Origin of the sequence: Geofilum rubicundum JCM 15548 (genome assembly GCF_000974365.1) — a bacterium.
GTDB classification, from domain to species: domain Bacteria; phylum Bacteroidota; class Bacteroidia; order Bacteroidales; family Marinilabiliaceae; genus Geofilum; species Geofilum rubicundum.
In genome coordinates this window covers 23,683-43,526 of record NZ_BAZW01000018.1, presented here as the reverse complement: position 1 = coordinate 43,526, position 19,844 = coordinate 23,683, and the positions used below count along the sequence as shown (strand labels likewise).

Below are 19,844 nucleotides of genomic sequence, written 5' to 3'. Positions count from 1 at the left end.
TCGATTTGTTTTATTGTGAAGGCTGCGCAATGGGACCGGGGATGAGTCCTGGCGGAAAGAAATTTCTCAGGCGTTCAGAGGTGATTCATTACGTAAATAAACGCCTTAGGGGCATTGATCTGGTTAATTGGCACGAGCAGATTGAGCGTTTCAGCCACCTTGATTTTGGTCGTAAGTTTAATAGTCAGGACCGGCGCATGCCCTACCCTGCTGAAAATGAAATTCGGCGGGTGTTGAACGATATGGGGAAAAGTAAGACGGAAGACCAGTTGGGCTGCGGTGCCTGCGGCTATCCCTCCTGTCGGGAATTTGCCGTGGCACATCTGCAGGGATTGACCAACTATGAAATGTGCTATACTTATACCATTCAAAAATTGCACACTTTTATCAGTAAGGTGAATGCTGCCAACGACAAGCTAAAGCGCACCAAAGAAGCGCTAAAGGAGAGCGAGGAGAAAGCCCGCACCGGAGAAACACACGCACTCGAAGCGGCTGAGATAACAACGGCCATGCTGGATAAAATCAGTGCCGGAGTCGTTTTGGTGGATGAGAATTTAAGGGTCATTGAATCCAACCGGGCTTTCATCTCTATGGTGGGTGAGGACGCCCAGACCATCAATGAATTAATTCCTGGTCTGAAAGGCGCCGAACTGGCTTCTCTGGTACCATTCTATCGTTTGTTTGCCACTGTTTTGCAATCGGGACAGGATCTGCTGAACCGGGACACGCCCTATGGTGAGTCGATATTAAATATCTCTGTCTTCACCATTAAGAAACAAAAGGTAGTGGGCGGCATTATTCGCGATTTAACCTCGCCGGACGTGCGTAAAGAAGAGGTGATTAACCGGGCCAGGGAGGTGATCAAGGAAAACCTAGAGACGGTGCAGCAAATTGCTTTTTTGCTGGGAGAAAGTGCCTCCAAAACTGAAAAAATACTCACCTCCATCATTGATGCGCAGAAGCTGGGTAGTAAGGAGGAAGAGGGATAGCTAATGGGCCCAACCGCTAAATAGTCAGAGAAATGCGATTACCGGAAAGTCATATTTTTATTGATATTTTTTGTCAGCAAGTGAATCACCATGGTGAATCGATTTGTGGGGATGTTTTTTTATCGCGACGCGTGAAGGAGGAAGGGCGCACCATCTTAGTCCTTTCAGATGGCATGGGTTCTGGTATTAAAGCCAATGTTCTGGCTTCATTAACCGCCTCGATGGCGGTTAATTTTACCATGGAGCATCGGGAAGTGCAGAAAACAGCTGAAATCATCATGGATACCCTTCCGGTTTGCTCCGTCCGGAAAATCAGTTATTCCACCTTTACCATTGTTGATATTGAAGACGACGGGTTTACCACCATTGTTGAGTTTGACAATCCGCTGTGTCTGCTGCTGCGAGGAGATGAGATTTTTGATCCCGGGTGGGAAAAAATCGTACTGGACTCTGAGAAATATCAGGGCAAAGTGATCAATACCTGTAGTTTCAGGGCTGAGAAGGAAGACCGCCTTTTGTTTTGGAGTGATGGCATCATACAATCGGGCATGGGCTCCAAAGCCTTTCCTTTCGGATGGGGACGGGACAATCTGGTAACGCAGGTACTGAAAATTCTTACCAATAATCCCTTCACCTCCTCTTCAAAACTGGCCCGGAAAATTGTGAATATCGCTTCGCAGCATGATGGCGGTCAACCCAAAGACGACACTTCCTGCGGGGTGGTTTATTTTCGGGAGCCCCGGAAGTTGCTGTTGGTTTCGGGTCCGCCCTTTGATGAAAGACGGGATTTGGATTTTTCCATTAAAGTACAGCGTTTTTCCGGAAAGAAAATTATTGCCGGCGGTACAACTGCTGAAATCGTGGCGCGGGAGTTGGCCCTGAAGTTTGATGCCGGTATGGAACAGGGGGACCCTGAATTGCCGCCGGTTTCTTATGTGGAGGGCATCAATCTGGTGACCGAGGGCATTCTTACGCTCAGTAAGGTGGCCAAAATATTGGAGAACCTCCGGAAGGACAGTCGCCTGGGTACTGGCCCGGCCGATCTCATTGTGAAGTATTTTTTAGAAAGCGATCGCATCCATGTCATGAATGGCACCCGCATCAACGTGGCCCATCAGGACCCTAACCTGCCCGTGGAGTTGGAAATTAGGCGCTCCATCATAAAACGCATCGTTAAGCTATTGGAAGATAAGTTTTTAAAAGAAGTGACCGTTGAGTATTTATAGATGATTTTAGGGTCGGGCAGGAAACGCTTTTGGGCAGTGCACTCATCAGAGTTAACAGACGTTAATTTAGACTGTTTACATATTGGTGTTTAGGGTCTTGAAATAATAAAGATTTTTTTCCGGAATCGCGTTTTCCGTGTATCTTCACGACCAAGTTGGTTGAGCCAGATTAAAGCCAAAGACGGAATAATCAGCGGGTTTCTTGTAGATACTAAAATAGTGACCTTATAGATATGGAAATGTTAGATGATGAGCGCTTGATTGTATGAAGATAAAAACCATTGTAGAGCTCTTGCAGGCACGGGTTATTTGTGGCGTCGATCAACTCGAATCCGAGGTGAAAAATGGGTTCGCAAGCGATTTAATGAGTGATGTGTTGACGCTGGATACGGATCATCTGGTGCTGTTGACGGGACTTTCTAATTTGCAGGTGATTCGGACAGCAGAGATGGCCGATATTTTTTGCATCGTGATTGTTCGCGGCAAAAGGGTGACCAAGGAGATGCACCACCTGGCAGAGGAGAATAGAATCGTGCTGATTGAAACCCCATATTCCATGTTCAGAGCGATTTCTGTGCTGCACGATGGTGGTCTTAATGCGGTCTATTAACAAGGAGTTCATGGAGTTCAGGTACGAAATAGAAGGGGGCAATTTTTCCAGAGCCGGACACGCCAGCAGTGCTGTTAAGAAGATTTTGAAACAGTTGAATGTGGATAACAAGGTAATAAAAAGAGTGGTGGTAGCGCTGTATGAAGGAGAGGTGAATGTGGTGGCACATGCCGAAAAGGGCAGTATGATGGTCGATATTGATGAGCAGCGCATTCGAATTAGAATTGAAGATAGCGGTCCGGGTATTCCCGATATAGACCTGGCCATGCAGGCCGGGTTTTCTACGGCCTCTGCAGCGGTCAGAGAAATGGGATTTGGCGCGGGAATGGGACTGCCCAATATGAAAAAAAATACCGACCAAATGCATGTAACAAGCGAGGTTGGCAAGGGAACACAAGTAGAAATGATTACCTGGTTCAGACAGTAATTTTTGGATAGGCTTATGGCTGAGCAGCAATTTTATCATGCTTTAAAGGTTAACAATGATTTGTGCTTCGGATGTACGCATTGCATGAATGTGTGCCCAACCGGCGCCATTCGCATACGCGACGGCAAAGCTTCCATCCGTAAGAACTGGTGCATCGATTGTGGCGATTGCATGAAAGCTTGTCCGGTAGACGCCTTTTACATTGAACAAGACGATTTCGATAAAATATACCATTTTAAATACCGGGTAGCCTTGGTGCCCGCCGTTATGATCGGTCAGTTTCCTTCCAATATATCGGAATCTGAAATATTCTCGGTCATGCGGGAACTGGGATTTACCCATGTGTTCCAAACAGAACATACCGTTGATGTGATTCACGAGCTAATGCTGGAGGAGGCACGCAGTGCCACCGATAAGCCGCTCATTTCTTCCTTCTGTCCGGCTGTTGTTCGCCTCATTCAGGTGAAGTTTCCATCCCTGGTGGATCAGATCATGCATGTGAAACCGCCCATTGACACCTCCGCCATTTTCTTTCGTAAGAAGCTTCAAGACGAAGGGATTCCGGATGAAGACATTGGTCTTTTTTATGTGACCCCCTGTGCGGCCAAAATTGCCATTGTTAAGAGTCCGGTTAAAGACCGGCCATCGCCGGTCAACGGCGTTATTAATATGGATTTCCTATACAACAAGGTGCTTCATGGTATCAAAAACCGCAGTGGCAGCAGCACCCGTTCACCAGGCGATAATCTGCCCAATCTGGGTCCCAAGCACATCAGCTGGAGTCTGACCAACGGCGAGGCTCCCTATATGAAAGGCCGTTGTCTGGCCATCGATGAAATTCACAACGTAATTGATTTCCTGGAACGGGTGGAGAATGATGAAATTCAGGATGTGGACTTTCTGGAACTGCGGGCCTGTGATGAGAGTTGTGCCGGAGGGGTGCTCGTGGTGGGCAATCGCTTCTTGACGGCAGAAAGGTTGCGCAAAAGGGCCCAGTTGTTTAAGGACATACACGGCATGCCCGATGATCTGGTGCCGTACCGGGATTATATGAAAAGCAGAGTGACCGTGGAAACCCCGGAGCCCCGTTCCATGCTGATGCTGGATACAGACACAGGAGTGGCCTTGCAGAAGATGGAACAGGTGCGCAAGTTCATGTGCTATTTACCCGGGATTGATTGTGGCGCCTGCGGTTCACCCAACTGTTTAAGTCTGGCCAGAGACATTGTGCAACGAGAAGCCCAGCTCTCGAGTTGCGTATTTATTCAGCGCACCATGGAAAAGCACCGGAAGTTACACGGAGACCATGCCATTCGCATCATTGAAAAAACCTGGGGCAAAGATCGACTTGATAAAGATTGTACTAAAATAGGCGCTAAAGATGAAGGTTCGTGATTTAATCGACAAAATGGGGCTGACCCTCTTTTCGGGAGAGTTGTGCCTCGATAAGGAAATTAGCGGAGGCTATGTCTCCGACCTGCTAAGCGATGTGATGGGCAATGCCGCCGAGGGGCAGGTCTGGATAACCCTGCAAAGTCATAAAAACATTATGGCTGTGGCTTCGCTGAAAGATTTGGCAGCGGTGATTCTGGTTAAAGGTCAGGCACCGGATACGGACACCATGGCGCACAGCATTGAAGAGCAGGTGCCCATTCTGGGGACGGATCAGGAGGCCTTTGAAACAGCCGGCCAACTTTATCACTTATTAAATGCCTGAAGTGATGCAGTGGTTCCGGGCTGATTTACATATCCACACCGTTCTGTCGCCTTGCGGCGACCTGGAGATGTCGCCCGAACGCATTGTTGAAGAAGCCCTGCGAAATGAGTTGGACGTAATCGCCATCACCGACCATAACTCTACCAAACAGGCGCCCGAAGTAATGGCCCTTGGTCGCGAAAAAGGATTACTGGTGTTGGGTGGGGCTGAAATCAACACACAAGAAGAAGTGCATTGTGTGGCCCTGTTTGAAGAGCTGGTGCAACTGGCCAATTTTCAGGATTATTTGGATGCCCATTTACCCGGTATTCTCAACAAACCGGATTTGTTCGGGCATCAGGTATGGGTCAATCGAAATGAGGAAATTATGGGGGAGGAGCAGCGGTTGTTGTGGAGCGCATTGGATCAGCATCTGGAAGAGGTGTCTGAAAAGGTCAGACAGCTAAGGGGCCTCTTTTTTCCGGCCCATATTGACCGACCCGTGAATGGTCTTTTGCGTCAATTGGGCTTTGTGCCGGAGCAATTGCAGGCCGATGCTTTGGAAGTTTGTCAGTACAGCAGTGAGTGGGAGGACGATTATTCTGATTTGTCAGAGAAGTTTGCCATCATTAGTAACTCAGATGCCCATACCCTGGACCAAATTGGACAACGCTATACCATGCTTTGGATGGAGGATTTAACCTTTTGTGAAATTCGTCTGGCCCTTAGCGGCCAGAAGGGGCGCAAAGCCAAACCCATGAGCAGATGAAGGATGTATCCCAACACCTGTTAGATATTGTGGGCAACTCCCTCCGGGCAGGAGCTTCTTTGATCGAAGTTGGTATGGAAATCCTGGAAAGAGAAGAAGCATTGGTTTTAAGTATTCGCGACAATGGTTGCGGCATGAGTCCGGAAATGGTCGCCACAGTGACCGACCCTTTTATCACTTCCCGCAGCACGCGAAAAGTGGGATTGGGGTTGCCCTTTTTAAAAATGAATGCTGAACAGACCGGCGGTTCTATTAAGGTCGAGTCGGAAGAGGGGAAAGGAACCCTGGTGGAAGCGCGGTTTTATTACCACCATATTGATTGTGTTCCCATGGGTGACTTAAAGGGCACTCTAGCTTGATCATGAGTGGAAATCCAAATGTGGATTTTGTTTTATCCCTTAAAAGGGGATCCGATACTTTTGAAATGAAGAGTGCCGACATTAAAGAAGTGCTGGGGGATGTCAGCATTAACCACCCCAAAGTTACACGGTTTATAAAAGAAATGCTGGATTTTAGTCTGTTAGAAAATAATTGATAAACGTAATAATATGGCCAAAGTAAAAACACTGGACGACCTTCGAAAAATGAAGGATCAGCTCAAAAGCAAAATCTCCCTGAGAGAGAACGGCGAAAATCCTGAAAGCATGGTTCAGATTAAAGTTTCCATGTCCACCTGCGGCATCGCCTCGGGCGCTAAAGAAATCATGGGTTTTTTTGTGGATGAGTTCGACAATCAGGGCCTAGACGCAGTCGTGACCCAGACCGGCTGCATGGGATATTGCTATGCAGAGCCCACCATTGAAGTCACCAAGCCAGGCGAGAAGCCTCTGGTGTTTGGCAATGTCACCACCGACAAGGCCATGGAGATCATCGAAAAATATATCAAGGAAGGAGAACTGGTGGATGGTATCATTCCTGATAGCTACGAAACAATTGAATAACTGTTAACCCTTCATTCAAAATGGGAAAGTTTAAAAGTCATATTTTAGTCTGCGGCGGCACAGGATGCCGTGCCTCCAGAGGCGAGGAGATTGTGGAAAACCTGCAAGCGGCACTGCAGGAAAACGGCCTTCACAAAGAGGTGCAAGTGGTGCGCACTGGTTGTTTTGGTTTCTGCGAGAAGGGCCCTGTGGTGAAAATGGTGCCCGACAATACCTTTTATGTGCATGTTGAGCCCGAAGATGCATCTGAATTGGTGTTGGAGCATATGGTCAAAGGCAGAAAAGTGGAGCGTCTGCTTTATCTGGATCCGGAGACCAAGGAGCGCATCAGCGACTCCAAGCACATGGGTTTCTATAAAAAACAATACCGCATTGCCTTGCGCAATTGCGGATTTATCAACCCCGAAAACATCGATGAGTATATTGCCCGGGATGGTTATGCCGCATTGGGCAAGGCCTTGGTCGATATGCAGCCCGATGCCGTGATTCAGATGATCAAGGCTTCCGGATTGCGCGGCAGGGGAGGCGGGGGCTTTCCCACCGGCTTGAAGTGGGAATTGACCCGAAAGTCGGTCGCCGACCAAAAATATGTGGTTTGTAATGCCGATGAGGGCGATCCGGGTGCTTTTATGGACCGCTCCATTTTGGAGGGTGATCCGCACTCAGTGCTTGAGGCCATGGCCATCTGCGGTTATTGCATCGGTGCCGATACGGGCCTTATTTACATCCGGGCCGAATATCCTCTGGCCATTCAGCGCTTGAAAACGGCCATCGATCAGGCCCGCGATTATGGTGTGTTAGGGAACGATATTTTTGGCACCGGTTTTAATTTTGATGTAGAGATTCGCTACGGTGCCGGCGCTTTTGTCTGCGGTGAAGAAACTGCCCTGATCCATTCCATGGAGGGACTCAGAGGAGAGCCGACCGTTAAGCCACCCTTTCCTGCGGAACGGGGTTATAAGGATAAACCGACCAACGTTAACAATGTCGAGACCCTGGCCAATATTGCCCCCATCCTCCTGAAAGGGAGTGAGTGTTCAGTCAGATCGGTAATGAAAAGAGCAAAGGAACCAAGGTTTTTGCCCTGGCCGGGAAGGTCAACAATGTGGGGCTTATTGAGGTACCCATGGGCGTTACCCTGCGCGAAGTTATTTTTGATATTGGCGGAGGTATCAAAGGCGGCAAAAAGTTCAAGGCCGTGCAGACGGGTGGACCTTCGGGGGGCTGCCTGACCGAGAAGCATCTGGACACGCCCATCGATTATGAGCACCTTCTGGCCAGTGGTTCCATGATGGGATCCGGCGGCATGATTGTCATGGACGAGGACGACTGTATGGTTTCCATGGCCAAGTTCTATCTGGAATTCACCGTTGAGGAAAGTTGCGGAAAATGTGCCCCTTGTCGCATCGGCAACAAGCGCCTGCACGAGATGCTTGATAAAATTACGTTGGGCAAAGCGGATGAAGGAGAGCTCACCCGACTCCGAAACCTGGCCAATGTCATAAAAGACACCTCCTTGTGTGGTTTGGGGCAAACATCGCCCAATCCGGTATTGTCCACCATGGATAATTTCCCCGAGGAGTATGGCATTCATGTGCACGACGGTAAATGTCCGGCCGGTCAATGTAAAGCCCTGATGCACTACATCATTGATTCACATTTGTGCGTAGGCTGTACCCTGTGTAGCAGGGTCTGTCCGGTGGATGCCATATCGGGCGACAAAAAAACGCCGCACATCATTGATAGTTCTATCTGTATTAAATGTGGTGCCTGTATGGATAAGTGTAAGTTTGGTGCCATCAGTGTGCAGTAATGGGTTAAATCTTTGAAAAAATTGACAGAATGGATATCGTAAAATTAACAATAGATGATAAGACCCTTGTTGTAGAAAAGGGAACAACTTTGCTGGAGGCGGCCAAGACCATTGGGATCAATATTCCTTCACTTTGTTATATGAAGTTGGAGGACTTGAACTTCGAAAACAAACCCGGTGGCTGCCGTGTTTGCGTGGTAGAAGTAGAGGGACGCCGCAATCTGGCACCGGCCTGTAAAACAGTCTGCGAAGAAGGCATGAAGGTGCAAACGCATACCGTGCGCGTGGTGAATGCCCGTCGCACAGTGATGGAACTGATCCTGTCGGACCATCCGGCCGAATGCCTGACTTGCGCGAAATCCGGTGAATGTGACTTGCAGACGGTGGCTCAAAAGCTGGGCATTCGTGAGATTCACTACCAGGGGGAGCAATCACATTACAAAGGCGATAAATCTCCGGCCATTATTCGGGATATGGACAAGTGTATCATGTGCCGTCGATGTGAAACAGTCTGTAACGAAGTACAAACCGTAGGTGTTTTATCTGCCATCAACCGGGGCTTTGAAGCCGTGGTAGCCCCTGCCTTTGAAATGGATCTGGACCACTCTACCTGTACGTATTGTGGCCAGTGCGTGGCTGTTTGTCCCACAGGCGCCCTGACCGAGCGCGATTATACCTGGAAGGTCATTGAAGCCTTGGTGGACCCTACCAAAACGGTGGTGGTGCAAACCGCCCCTGCCGTGCGTGCCGCACTGGGCGAGTCGTTTGGCATGGAGCCCGGCACTCTGGTGACCGGAAAAATGGTCACCGCTTTACGCAAGTTGGGCTTCGACTATGTGTTTGATACCGATTTTGCGGCCGACCTCACCATTATGGAAGAGGGTGCAGAAATTCTGGATCGCCTATCGAAGCATCTGAGTGGCGATAAAGAGGTGAAACTTCCCATACTGACCAGTTGCTGTCCGGGCTGGGTCAGCTTTCTGGAGCATAACTTTGCCGACATGAAGGATGTCCCTTCAACAGCCAAGTCGCCTCAGCAAATGTTTGGTGCCATTGCCAAGTCCTATTTGGCCAAGAAACTCGGCGTTAAGCGGGAAGACATGGTGGTGGTTTCGGTCATGCCCTGTCTGGCCAAAAAATACGAATGTACCCGTGAGGAATTTTCTGTCAACGGCGATCCCGATGTCAATATGTCCATTTCTACACGGGAATTGGCGCAGTTGATACGCAATGCGAACATTGATTTCAAGCAACTGACCGATGAGGAGTTTGACAATCCCATGGGAGAATCCACCGGAGCTTCGGTGATTTTTGGAACTACCGGGGGTGTTATTGAGGCTGCTGTGCGCACCGCTTACGAGTTGTACACCAAGAAAGAATTGAAAAAAGTCGATTTTGAGGAACTACGCGGCATGGACGGTATTCGTCAGGCCACGGGTTGATTTTGACGGACTCCCCATCAATATCGGTATTGCGCATGGTCTGGGCAATGCCCGTAAGCTCCTCGAAGATATCAAAGCAGGTAAATCAACTTTTCATGCCATCGAAATCATGGCTTGTCCCGGCGGTTGCATTGGTGGCGGCGGTCAGCCCTACCACCATGGTAATGTGGATATCCTTAAAAAGCGACAAAAAGCCCTTTATAGGGAGGATGCCGGTAAAGCCCTTCGAAAATCGCATGAGAACCCCTTCATCATTAAGTTGTATGACGAGTTTCTGGGTGCACCACTCAGCAATCTGTCCCATGAGTTGTTGCATACCCATTATTTTGACAGGAAGAAGAAGATTGAGATATGATAGGTCGATAGGTTGATAGGGTGAGAAGGGTTGAGGGGGTAGATGGGGTTATTAGGTCGGGAGGCGGAGCGAAGCGTAGTCCCGCGAAGCGGGATCGATAGGTTGAGAGGGTGAGAAGGGAAGATAGGGTGGATGGGGTGAGAGGGTGATAGGTCGATAGGGTGGAAAGGGTATATAGGGGTAGGGAAAGGGTTGAGGGGGTTTGTTTAAGGTGAATAGTTTTAAAAAATAAGGATATGGCTAGTGTAAAAATACCGGATACTAAGGTTCAGGAACTGAAGGCTATTTGCCAGAAGTTCCGTAATGATGGCAGTGAATTAATCAATGTATTGCATGGGGCTCAGGAGTTGTTTGGCTATTTGCCGCCTGAAGTGCAGGAGATTGTGGCAGATGAGCTGAATGTTTCGTTGGCACACGTCTATGGCGTGGTGACTTTCTACTCGTTTTTCAGCATGCTGCCCAAAGGCAAACACCCGATTTCCATTTGCATGGGAACGGCTTGCTATGTGCGGGGTGCTGAAAAGGTGCTGGACGAATTTAAGAAACTGCTCAAGGTCAAGGTGGGCGAAACCACCCCGGATGGTAAATACTCTTTGAGCTGTCTGCGTTGCGTGGGGGCTTGCGGACTGGCGCCGGTGGTGACCATTGGGGAGCGTGTCTATGGCCGCGTTGCGGCCGGAGACGTGAAGAAAATTTTGGGCGAGTATTAATTACCTGTTAATCCACTCTTTGAAGCTGCGGGCTTTTTCGCGACTAATGACGATTTTTTCCGGGGCTTCAGGCTTGGTTTTTACCACCAGTTTGCCGTTGAACCAGGTCTCGATGCGCTGAATGGCCTCAATGTGGAGGATGAATTGTCGATTGGCTCTGAAAAAACAGTGCGGATCCAATTCATCTTCCAGCTTTTCAAGAGTCATATCGATAATGTGTGGTTTTCCGCTGTTGGTGATGGCTGTTGTTACCTTTTGTGAGCTCTGGAAATAGGCCACATCGGCAATATTGAGTTTGAGAAAGCCGTCGGCCACCGGCACCAATAGTCGGTTTCTGTAAGGGGGACGTCCTTCTTTGATGAGGGAACTGAGGTCTCTTAGTTCTGAAATGTCAATCTGTGGCGATATCGCTGCTTTTATTCTTTCGTATTTGGAGATGGCATTTTCCAACTGCTCCGTCCGTATGGGCTTCAGAAGGTAGTCAATGCTGCTGACTTTGAATGCTTTGATGGCGTATTCATCATAGGCCGTGGTGAATACAATGATGGAATTGAGCTTGATTTTGTCAAAAATCTCAAAGCTTAGTCCATCCGATAGCTGCACATCCATAAATACCAAATGGGGATGGGGATGATTTTCGAGCCATTCCACTGTTTCTTCCACGCCACTTGTGGCAGCTACAATCTGCCAGTCAGGCCTGAGTTCTTCAATCATTTTTCTCAGAAGTCTCTGAGTAGGCAGCTCGTCTTCTACAATCAAGACCGTATCATTTGTTGTAGCCATGGTATTTCAGTATTAATATTCCGTTTTATATCGATTCGGGCAACTCGTTTTTTCCCAGTAAAGGCAGGGTTACAGAAAAGTTTTTTTGGTCATTGTGGACCAGCACCTGCTTATTGGTGAGTAGCTTGTATCGTTCCAGGATATTTTCGAGGCCGACCCCGGTGGAGTAGGTCGTGCTTTTGGGATTGAGATTATTGCAAACAATAATCTCATTGTTGGCATTGCTTGAGATATGTATGTTGAGCGGTTGTTTCTTCGTGGCTCTGTTGTGTTTGATCGCATTTTCAACCAATACCTGTAAGGTAATGGGCGGTAGCTCAAGATTCAGGTGGGTCGGGTCGATATCCATTTTTAAGTCAAGCGCCTCTCCCATGCGTATTTTATGTAAAAACTGATAGTCTGACATAAAATCCAGTTCGGCCTTTAAAGTGGTGGTGGTGGCATTGCGTTGTTGCAAAACATAGCGGTAAACATCCGACATTTTTTGGGCAAATTCAACAGCGCTTTTCGGGTTGTATTGAATCTCAGAAATTAAAACACTAAAACTGTTGAATAAAAAGTGGGGATTCAGCTGATTTTGAAGAGCCATATAGTCGGCATGCAACTTGGCCTGTTTGAGTTGTTCGTTTTCTACTATGGATTGTCGCCAGCTATAGGCAAAGTTGCGCATAATCAGAATGCTGTTGAAGAACAGGATAAACAGGGTTCCGAAAAGAAAGGACATGATGGCTTCTTTCGAGAGGGTGCGGGGAGCCAGGGTGTAGAAAAGAAAGGTTATTAATACCAACCAGGTAAAACTCAGTCCCAGTTGAATGGCAATCCTTTGCGTGAGTTTTCCGAACCAGGGTATTCTTTTGTTAAGGGTGCGGTTTATCAGAACATTGCCCTCACTTAACAGGTTGATCCCAATTACAGCCAAAATTATGGATATGGGGCGGTGGTAGAGATCTCTCACATCCAGTATTTCACCCAAAAAAAGCAGGGAAACGATGCCCAGCATGGAAACAATGGCCACACGCCGAATGGATGCAACAATCCCAGGATTCATGATGCCTTCATGTAATTTCAGAAATTCATCCGCATATTCGGGCTTCTCTTTAGGTCTCATCTTTTCAGTCGTCACAATATGACTCAAAATTAGTGATTTTTAGCCACCCTTCCCTTTAGCGATGACCAATATGCTTATATCCGTAACTGAAGCGAACAAAAAACGACTCCAACCAGAAAGGGACAAAGATGCCAGATGTCTCATTTTTTAGGATCTTCCATAACCGTGCCTGATTTTATTGGCAGAGAATTTTTTGAGGTGGTCTTTCTATTTCCCCATTAAATATTTATCTATGGTGTTAAATAGTTTTTCTTTATGAATGGGTTTGGATATAAAGTCATCGCAACCATGCTTTAGGGCCAGTTGCCTGTCAGTTTCTGTTGAATAGGCTGTTTGAGCTATGATGGGAAGTTTTGGACATTTCGATTTTATTTTATCAGCCGCTTCATGGCCATTCATCACCGGCATTTTTATGTCCATTAAAACAAGATCTATTTTTTGGTTTTCCATGCAAATATCCACCGCTTCTTTACCGTTTATCGCATGGATTAACTGGTAGTTTCTGTCCCCATTTGCCTCGAACAAGGCTTCCAGGAATAAATAGTTAACTTCCTCATCTTCTGCAATTAAAATTGTAAAGGGTTTGTTCATTTCTGAATCCTCAACAGTTTCTCCAGTCTTATTTGTATGGCTTTTGTCGGCCGGCTTATAAGGTAGGGTAATTAAAAAGACGGAACCCTGCCCTTTTTCTGATTGCAGGGTAATGTCTCCTCCTAAAAGCTGTGCATTCTCTTTGGAAATTGATAGTCCCAGCCCCAAACCACCATGCTTATTCGCAATCTCTCTGTCTTCCTGTGAGAAACGGTCAAATATTTTTCGATGATTTTTGGGAGAAATGCCAATTCCTGTATCTTTAACATATAGTTTCAGGTTCTCGTTTTCAATATAGTATCCCAATTCAATGTATCCTTCATTGGTGAATTTTAAGGCATTTTCCATCAGATTGCTGACTATTTTATTCAGTTTTGTTTTGTCTGAAATAATATAGCTTTGATCATCGTGCCATCCTTTTTTAAGATACAAGGGGATGTTTCGCTCTTTTGATTTTAGATTGAAAATTGAAAAAATCTCCATTAGAAAGTCGTTCAGGCAAAATTCCGATTCAATCGTTTTTTCCTGTTTGGTTTCCAGCGTTGATATCTCAAGGATGTCATCAATGATGCGCAATAATTGGTGACTGCTGTTTTGGATGATTTTAGAGTAATATTTTCTCCTTTCCTCTGACAAGCCAGGCTCGTCCAGCATATCCGAAAAGCCAATAATCCCATTCATCGGGGTGCGTATTTCGTGCGACATGTTATTTAGGAATCTGGTTTTCAGACGGTCGCTTTCAACTGCTTTTTCTTTGGCTGTGACCAACTCTTCGAGCATTTTTTTTCTTTCGGAAATGTCTTGCTCAATACTCACAAAGTGGGTGATGACTCCTTCGTTGCTGACGATGGGCGAGATAACCGTTTTCACCCAGTATAATTCTCCGTTCTTTTTCTTATTCAGGATCTCTCCCTCCCAATCGTTGCCCGAAAGGATGGTGGCCCAAAGTTCTTTGTAAAATGCTTTGGATTGATGGTCGCTTTTTAATAGGTTGGGATTTTTACCTTTTGCCTCCTCTAGCCGGTAACCTGTTAATTTTGTAAAAAATGTATTGACATATTCAATACATCCTTCCCGGTTGGTTATGACTACTGATACAGAGCTTTGTTCAACAGCTCTGGAAAGTTTATTGGTTTTCTCTTCACTCCTTTGGCGGTCAATAAAGATGCTCAATTCATGGGCGACCAATTCCATGATTTCAACGCTTGTTTGATCATAAACATCGGCGTTGTCATAATTTTGGACCACAATAGTACCCAGGATATTTCCTTCCACTTTTAATGGAACCCCCAGCCAGACTTCTGGAGTGGTTCCGAACAGCTCGATGATTCCCTCTTCATGTAAGCGTTTGATTTCATTCTTGCGTAAAAGCACCGGTTTGTTTTGTCGGATAACATAGCCTGAAAGTGATTTTTCAAGGGGCCATTCCGGTATTTGATCCTTTTCATCGTTATCTACTTTTGCGCTCAGGCTTCCGGATTCTTCGTCATAGAATGCCACCAAAAAGTTTTTGACATCAATGAGGCTATTGAGTTCATTCTTGACTGATTCAAACAAATCTTCAAGGTTTTTGGTGTTGATCGAAGCCTGAATCAGATTGTATTGCAGGCGATTCAAGCGCTCTGCATTTTTAATTTTGGTTAGGTCCAGGTCCACGCAATATAATTCCGGAGTATTTCCATCCCTGTTCAGGATGGTATGACTTGAAAAGACGGATACCTGCGATCCGTCTTTTCGTAAAAGAGAGAGTTCGGCCGGAGGGATGGCTTTTCGGGACTCGGACATACTACCTATTTCTTCTTTCACCCTTTCCAGCATTTCAGGAGGATGATGAGATCAAGCAGGTTTTGGCCAAGGGCTTCTTCACAGGTGTAGCCATAAAGCTTCTCTGAAGCTTCATTCCAGTATATCACCGTCCCATCCATCTGGTAGCCCTGGACCGATATGGAGGGGATATCCTGAAGCAAACTCCGGAAGCGATTTTCACTTTCTATAAGGGCTTCTTCTGCTTTTTTGCGTTCCGTAATGTTGCGGGCAACAATTTCAATGCCCGTTATTTCTCCGTCTTTAGTGACGGCAGATGTGTTGAGTTCAAAGGGGGTAAGGTGACCGGTTTTGTTTTTTATGGCAACTTCAAAAGGTATTGTGATATTCTCCCCACTCAAGCGTTTTTGAATTCGGTTCATGGCTATATTATAGGACGCCGGTGTCAGAATCTTTTGAATGTTAACACCTTCAATTTCTTCTTTTTTATAGCCTGTCTCGTCCTCAATCTTTCGACTCATATAGGTAATTGTGCCCTGCAAATCCATGATGGCGATGACGTCTGAAGTGTTTTCTGCCAGACTACGAAATTTTTCTTCACTTTCGCGCAGCGCTTCCTCTGTGCGTTTACGTTCGGTTATGTCCTGAATAGCCCCGTGCATTCTAATGGGGTTTCCTTGTTTATCGTATTCGAGTTTCCCGGTGCCATGAACCCAACGTTCTTCCCCATCGTTAATACGGATGATTTTATAATCGTAATTAAACGATTTCTTTTATAACTGATTCATGGTAAGCAATCACTTCTTCGCGGTAGTCCGGATGAATAAAACCGGCCCAACCCGCTATGGTGTGGGGATAGGTTTTGTCTATTCCAAAAATTTTATATAATTCGGGTGAACATACCCATTGGCTTTTAGCTGTCTCATTTTCAATCAGGTCTGTGGAATAAGAACATATGTGCGCCACAGATTGCGAATTGCGCATCATTTCTTCGCTTTCGCGCAGGGCCTTTTCTACGCGCTGAAGTTTTGTCAGGGACATCTCACCAATAAGCAGGGTCATGTTCATTAAAAAATCCAAGGCCGTTTGAACTTTTTCTTTTGACACCACCAGCACTTTATTGAGTGCGGTCAGATATTCTTTCTCATTGAATCCAAAAACCTGAGCCTGCTTTTTAAAGAGTCTCTGATCGGGTTTCTCAAGAAAGAATGGTCCGGAAACGAGGTTGGCAATATGTTCGCCGTTGATGACGATTGGTGCCGACACATCCATCAGTCCGTTCAGATACTGATAGACATGATATTTTTGTTCCTCAGTCGTTTGATTCGAGAATTCACTATCATTAAGGGTTCTTCTTTTGTCTGATTCAGGATGGAGAAGGTCATACGCGGTGCATATTTGTCTCCAACCCGACTTAGTCAAAGCATTTCCTTCCAGGTCTAAAATGGCCGAAACAAAACCGGTGGTTTTGTAGAAACCCTCGAGCAGGATGTCTACTTTTTCGAAGTCGATTAATTCCAGCGCTTTGGTCTTCATTTGAATCTATTTCGTTCAGAAAATAGCTGTCTATCCCTGACAATAAAAGTAATGAATTTGCAGGCAATTGAGACCAATAACTGTTTTCTTTTTACGCCATAGAGACAAATACTACTCAAACCAATAGGGATTAAATGCTCCAGGCAAAATATTATTCCGGTACCGGCCATCCTGAGTCATGATCCATATGGCCGGTGTTGCTGTTGCGGTATTAAGGCCGTTGGTAAATATAATTTTTCCGCCATCCGGCGAATACATGGCCTCCAGATCGTTGGTGCCATTGTCTTTCAGCGTAGAGCGGTCGGTCACAACGCCACTGCTAATATCGAGTTCCATGATTCTGGCATCCAGCATACGTCCGGTTTCTGACTCATTGCCGCTCATGTCCATCGAAAACAACAGGCGGTTGTTATCGGGATGCATCGCCAACCCTTGAATGGCATACTGATTATTATCGTAAAGCAATTGCAGATTACTACCATTGGTGTTGAGCGTATAGATTTGCCGGTCTTTCATTGTATTTCCCGTCAAAATAGTCACCAGGCCCGAACCATTGGGCTGGTAAATGACCTCTCTGAAATGCTTGCCTTCCGGCGCAGACGCAATGGCGATCAAGCCTGTACCATCTGGGTCGATCCGGTATAGCTTGTTAAAACTCGAAAACATAATGTAAGAACCATTGGGCGCCCAATCGTATTCTATTTTATGGTGAAAATAACCACCGATTTGAAAGGTGGTCAATTTTTTCACATTACTGCCATCCAGATCCATTATATACAAATAGGGTGTCATATCCCTGCTGGATTGAAAAGCAATCTTTGTTTTTTGCTTATTGATGCGGGCATTCCATATATGATGCTGATTGTTGGTGATTTGCACTGGATTTGCACCGGTTGAGTCGGCAATAAATAGCTGGTTGCTTTCCTCCGCCTGGGCCGCATAGAGAATTTTATTGGAAGGAAAAGCCATTGTTCTGAACTGACGAATTTCAGAGAACGTTTGTCCGGCATCATTTTCCGCATAAACCTGCCAGTAATACCAGGTTTTAAATTTCAGGTTGTTGACCACCAAAAAAGTGTCTGTCAGATTTTCGTAGCTCAAAGGGTTGTTGGAAGAACCCGATTCGTAAATCAATAGCTTATACCAAACCGAGTCATTCCTTTTAGTGGTTTGCCATTGAAATTCGGCATGAACGGTTGGTAGCGTAGCGTTGTTAAGCGGCGCATACGCTTCAGAGAATTCCGGAGCATTGTCGCTTGTCAGACTGCGGATAAGCTCCATCTCTACATCGGTTTCCTTGTTATGCGCTATGGTGATGGTTATGCTTTGCGATTTATAACCCGCTTTGGTAGCTATTACATTGTATTCACCGGTGGGTATTTTTTCTATAACGAAACGTCCGTTCTCATCCGTTGTGACGTTCTCAGTGTATGGATGCGTAGATATTCGGACTTCCGATAAAGGGCTATAATCACTTTGTAAGAGAACAACGCCCGACAGACTTCCTGTCAACAGGTTGTCCACATGTTCCTCGCAGGCAAACAATGCGAGTGATAAAAGGATGGCCGGTATTATGTGGTGCAGTTTCATGGGATAATGGCTTAGTGTTTAATAGCTGGTCCGGGGACTCCTATATTACTTTGAAATATTAAATCTGTATTGAAGGCCAATGTTGGCCATCCATAAACGATCATTGTACTTTCCATACACAACGCCATCGAATTGATCGTTGAGATAAAGCTGATTCGTGATAGAGAATTGGATGTCCAATGGCCAGTCGCTTAAGCGCCATTGATAACCGGCGCCCAGGTGCAGGTATTGTAAAAGGTTGGTATTCCATACAAAGTCGTTGTGGAACCAGTTGTTGTCTGTTATAAAGCTGACGCCATATCCCATCTGAATGAATGGGTTGTTTTTGTGTTTGTGCAAAAAGTGAAACTGGGCTATGGCGGTTGTTTGGATAAAGTTGGTTTCAAAAGATACTTCGTCGGCGGCCTGGCCAACCCCCATGTCGAGCAAAAGATTAACAGGCTGTTTTTGAAAGAATCCAAGGGTCAGGCTCCCGGCAGGTTTTATCTGGCCGCTTCCTGAGTCTCCATCTAATAGCGTGAAACTTCCTTTGAGGGCTGCACTAAATGATTTGGTATGGGGGACCGTCAGGTTACCCAGATGGTCCATGTCCAAACTCAAGGCCTTCTCTTCAAAGTAGTTTTTGATAACCGATGTGTTGATATCGTTGGGATTGTTCAGTTCCCAGAGACCCTCGCCCAAACCTTCGACGATCAATGCCAGTACCGCCTTATCAATGGCAGCCTGCACCGCAACAAATGAGGGCTCGTTGTAGGTATAGCCAACTTCCGCTTCCAGCAGTTTCTTAAGAGAGACAAAGCGAAATATCCCCATGTCTAATTTCTGAGACAAAATGGTTTTTGAAGCATGAACCGTTTTTAAAATTCGCCCGGTACTGGTGCTGACTGCTCTCAGGTAGATGGTCACCTGATCCTCCCGGTACTGGCCGGAAGTGCCGGTACCAAAATAACGGGCACCCATGCCACCTGTCCGAACGTTTGATTCATAGGCAATGATGCCGCCTTCGATGATGATGCCCGCATAAAGCAGAGGTGGGAGTGTGGTGCTATTGCCCTGGAATTGCTCCTGCGTTTGACGAATAATCCTGCGTTCATTTAATAAATTGGAAAGGCCTTCCCTTTCTATGGCAATGAACCAATCGGATTCTTCGAGGGCCTGAATAAGCACCGATGTGGCGCCCTGGGTGACCACCGTGGACCAACTGGCCGAGTTTTCGAGCAGTTTGTACTGACCGGTCTGGTCCCTGAAATTGTAGACGGCCGCATAGACCTTCTCTTTAGGTTCCGGTAGCTGACTGGTTTCCTTTTTGTGGACTTCCGAATATTCTCCCAGTCGGGCCGGAGAAGGAGAAACAGGATGTTTAAAAGTGCTGGCACAACTTTGGACCAGGATGGATAATAGAAACAGCATTATGGGATGCCGGTGTATATAGAAAGCTGGGAAGATACTCATAGTTTGAGATTTCAGATCAGGTTCTCCTTTGGTCGAAAGGCA

The 19,844-nt window shown here is 46.4% G+C and carries 22 protein-coding genes; 15 read left to right on the top strand and 7 right to left on the bottom strand.

The features are described from left to right. Positions 1-41: 41 nt before the first annotated feature. The 15 genes from JCM15548_RS23690 (at position 42) to JCM15548_RS09945 (ending at position 10,978) form a co-directional block, all read left to right on the top strand. Positions 42-989 (top strand): (Fe-S)-binding protein, encoded by a 948-nt coding sequence (locus JCM15548_RS23690; RefSeq protein ID WP_227625670.1) that lies wholly within the window; start codon positions 42-44, stop codon positions 987-989. A 32-nt stretch (positions 990-1,021) separates the two neighbouring features. Continuing rightward, positions 1,022-2,215 carry a SpoIIE family protein phosphatase gene (locus JCM15548_RS09995; RefSeq protein WP_062124893.1) on the top strand — a complete coding sequence of 398 codons (1,194 nt, stop codon included), beginning with the start codon at positions 1,022-1,024 and terminating at the stop codon, positions 2,213-2,215. Between the two features lie 265 nt (positions 2,216-2,480). Continuing rightward, complete coding sequence (locus JCM15548_RS09990) at positions 2,481-2,825, top strand: DRTGG domain-containing protein (RefSeq protein WP_062124891.1); 345 nt, start codon at positions 2,481-2,483, stop codon at positions 2,823-2,825. A 10-nt stretch (positions 2,826-2,835) separates the two neighbouring features. Further along, positions 2,836-3,252, top strand: coding sequence for an ATP-binding protein (locus JCM15548_RS09985; RefSeq protein ID WP_062124889.1), 417 nt, complete (start codon positions 2,836-2,838; stop codon positions 3,250-3,252). A gap of 15 nt (positions 3,253-3,267) precedes the next feature. After that, positions 3,268-4,647, top strand: a complete 1,380-nt coding sequence (locus tag JCM15548_RS09980) for a [Fe-Fe] hydrogenase large subunit C-terminal domain-containing protein (protein WP_062124887.1) — start codon at positions 3,268-3,270, stop codon at positions 4,645-4,647. Next, entirely contained in the window at positions 4,634-4,969 is a 336-nt protein-coding gene (locus JCM15548_RS09975; protein WP_062124885.1) for a serine kinase, read from the top strand. The genes JCM15548_RS09980 and JCM15548_RS09975 overlap by 14 nt, the downstream gene beginning before the upstream one ends. A gap of 4 nt (positions 4,970-4,973) precedes the next feature. Then, positions 4,974-5,717 (top strand): PHP domain-containing protein, encoded by a 744-nt coding sequence (locus JCM15548_RS09970; RefSeq protein ID WP_083985076.1) that lies wholly within the window; start codon positions 4,974-4,976, stop codon positions 5,715-5,717. Next, positions 5,714-6,076 carry an ATP-binding protein gene (locus JCM15548_RS09965; RefSeq protein ID WP_227625669.1) on the top strand — a complete coding sequence of 121 codons (363 nt, stop codon included), beginning with the start codon at positions 5,714-5,716 and terminating at the stop codon, positions 6,074-6,076. Before JCM15548_RS09970 ends, JCM15548_RS09965 begins: the two co-directional genes overlap by 4 nt. A gap of 2 nt (positions 6,077-6,078) precedes the next feature. Beyond that, positions 6,079-6,252: a hypothetical protein gene (locus JCM15548_RS23685; RefSeq protein WP_227625668.1), complete on the top strand. Its 174-nt coding sequence runs from the start codon at positions 6,079-6,081 to the stop codon at positions 6,250-6,252. A gap of 13 nt (positions 6,253-6,265) precedes the next feature. Then, the gene (locus JCM15548_RS09960) at positions 6,266-6,658 is read left to right on the top strand and encodes a (2Fe-2S) ferredoxin domain-containing protein (RefSeq protein ID WP_062124881.1); all 393 of its coding nucleotides are present in this window, start codon (positions 6,266-6,268) and stop codon (positions 6,656-6,658) included. Between the two features lie 20 nt (positions 6,659-6,678). Further along, positions 6,679-7,890 carry a (2Fe-2S) ferredoxin domain-containing protein gene (locus JCM15548_RS09955; RefSeq protein ID WP_227625667.1) on the top strand — a complete coding sequence of 404 codons (1,212 nt, stop codon included), beginning with the start codon at positions 6,679-6,681 and terminating at the stop codon, positions 7,888-7,890. After that, the gene (locus JCM15548_RS25960; protein WP_439645447.1) at positions 7,857-8,471 is read left to right on the top strand and encodes an NADH-ubiquinone oxidoreductase-F iron-sulfur binding region domain-containing protein; all 615 of its coding nucleotides are present in this window, start codon (positions 7,857-7,859) and stop codon (positions 8,469-8,471) included. The genes JCM15548_RS09955 and JCM15548_RS25960 overlap by 34 nt, the downstream gene beginning before the upstream one ends. 29 nt (positions 8,472-8,500) lie before the next feature. Next, complete coding sequence (locus tag JCM15548_RS09950) at positions 8,501-9,913, top strand: [FeFe] hydrogenase, group A (RefSeq protein WP_305047382.1); 1,413 nt, start codon at positions 8,501-8,503, stop codon at positions 9,911-9,913. Beyond that, a complete protein-coding gene (locus tag JCM15548_RS25955) occupies positions 9,867-10,268 on the top strand; it encodes an iron hydrogenase small subunit (RefSeq protein ID WP_305047381.1) in 402 nt (133 codons plus the stop codon). Before JCM15548_RS09950 ends, JCM15548_RS25955 begins: the two co-directional genes overlap by 47 nt. 236 nt (positions 10,269-10,504) lie before the next feature. Then, on the top strand, positions 10,505-10,978 hold the full coding sequence (locus tag JCM15548_RS09945) for an NADH-quinone oxidoreductase subunit NuoE family protein (protein WP_062124879.1): 474 nt from the start codon (positions 10,505-10,507) through the stop codon (positions 10,976-10,978). Here the strand turns inward: JCM15548_RS09945 and JCM15548_RS09940 are convergent, their stop codons facing one another. The 7 genes from JCM15548_RS09940 to JCM15548_RS09910 all read right to left on the bottom strand — a co-directional run bounded on the left by JCM15548_RS09940 (position 10,979) and on the right by JCM15548_RS09910 (position 19,802). After that, on the bottom strand, positions 10,979-11,761 hold the full coding sequence (locus JCM15548_RS09940) for a LytR/AlgR family response regulator transcription factor (protein WP_062124877.1): 783 nt from the start codon (positions 11,759-11,761) through the stop codon (positions 10,979-10,981). A gap of 25 nt (positions 11,762-11,786) precedes the next feature. Next, positions 11,787-12,896: a sensor histidine kinase gene (locus tag JCM15548_RS09935; protein ID WP_062124875.1), complete on the bottom strand. Its 1,110-nt coding sequence runs from the start codon at positions 12,894-12,896 to the stop codon at positions 11,787-11,789. 180 nt (positions 12,897-13,076) lie between these two features. Then, positions 13,077-15,266, bottom strand: coding sequence for an ATP-binding protein (locus JCM15548_RS09930; RefSeq protein WP_162198209.1), 2,190 nt, complete (start codon positions 15,264-15,266; stop codon positions 13,077-13,079). Beyond that, a complete protein-coding gene (locus JCM15548_RS22340) occupies positions 15,263-15,967 on the bottom strand; it encodes a PAS domain-containing protein (protein ID WP_305047384.1) in 705 nt (234 codons plus the stop codon). The genes JCM15548_RS09930 and JCM15548_RS22340 overlap by 4 nt, the downstream gene beginning before the upstream one ends. A gap of 16 nt (positions 15,968-15,983) precedes the next feature. Continuing rightward, a complete protein-coding gene (locus tag JCM15548_RS09920) occupies positions 15,984-16,760 on the bottom strand; it encodes a PocR ligand-binding domain-containing protein (protein WP_062124869.1) in 777 nt (258 codons plus the stop codon). A gap of 111 nt (positions 16,761-16,871) precedes the next feature. Continuing rightward, on the bottom strand, positions 16,872-18,350 hold the full coding sequence (locus JCM15548_RS09915; RefSeq protein WP_062124867.1) for a carboxypeptidase-like regulatory domain-containing protein: 1,479 nt from the start codon (positions 18,348-18,350) through the stop codon (positions 16,872-16,874). A gap of 45 nt (positions 18,351-18,395) precedes the next feature. After that, entirely contained in the window at positions 18,396-19,802 is a 1,407-nt protein-coding gene (locus JCM15548_RS09910) for a CsgG/HfaB family protein (protein ID WP_062124864.1), read from the bottom strand. Between the last annotated feature and the right edge of the window lie 42 nt (positions 19,803-19,844).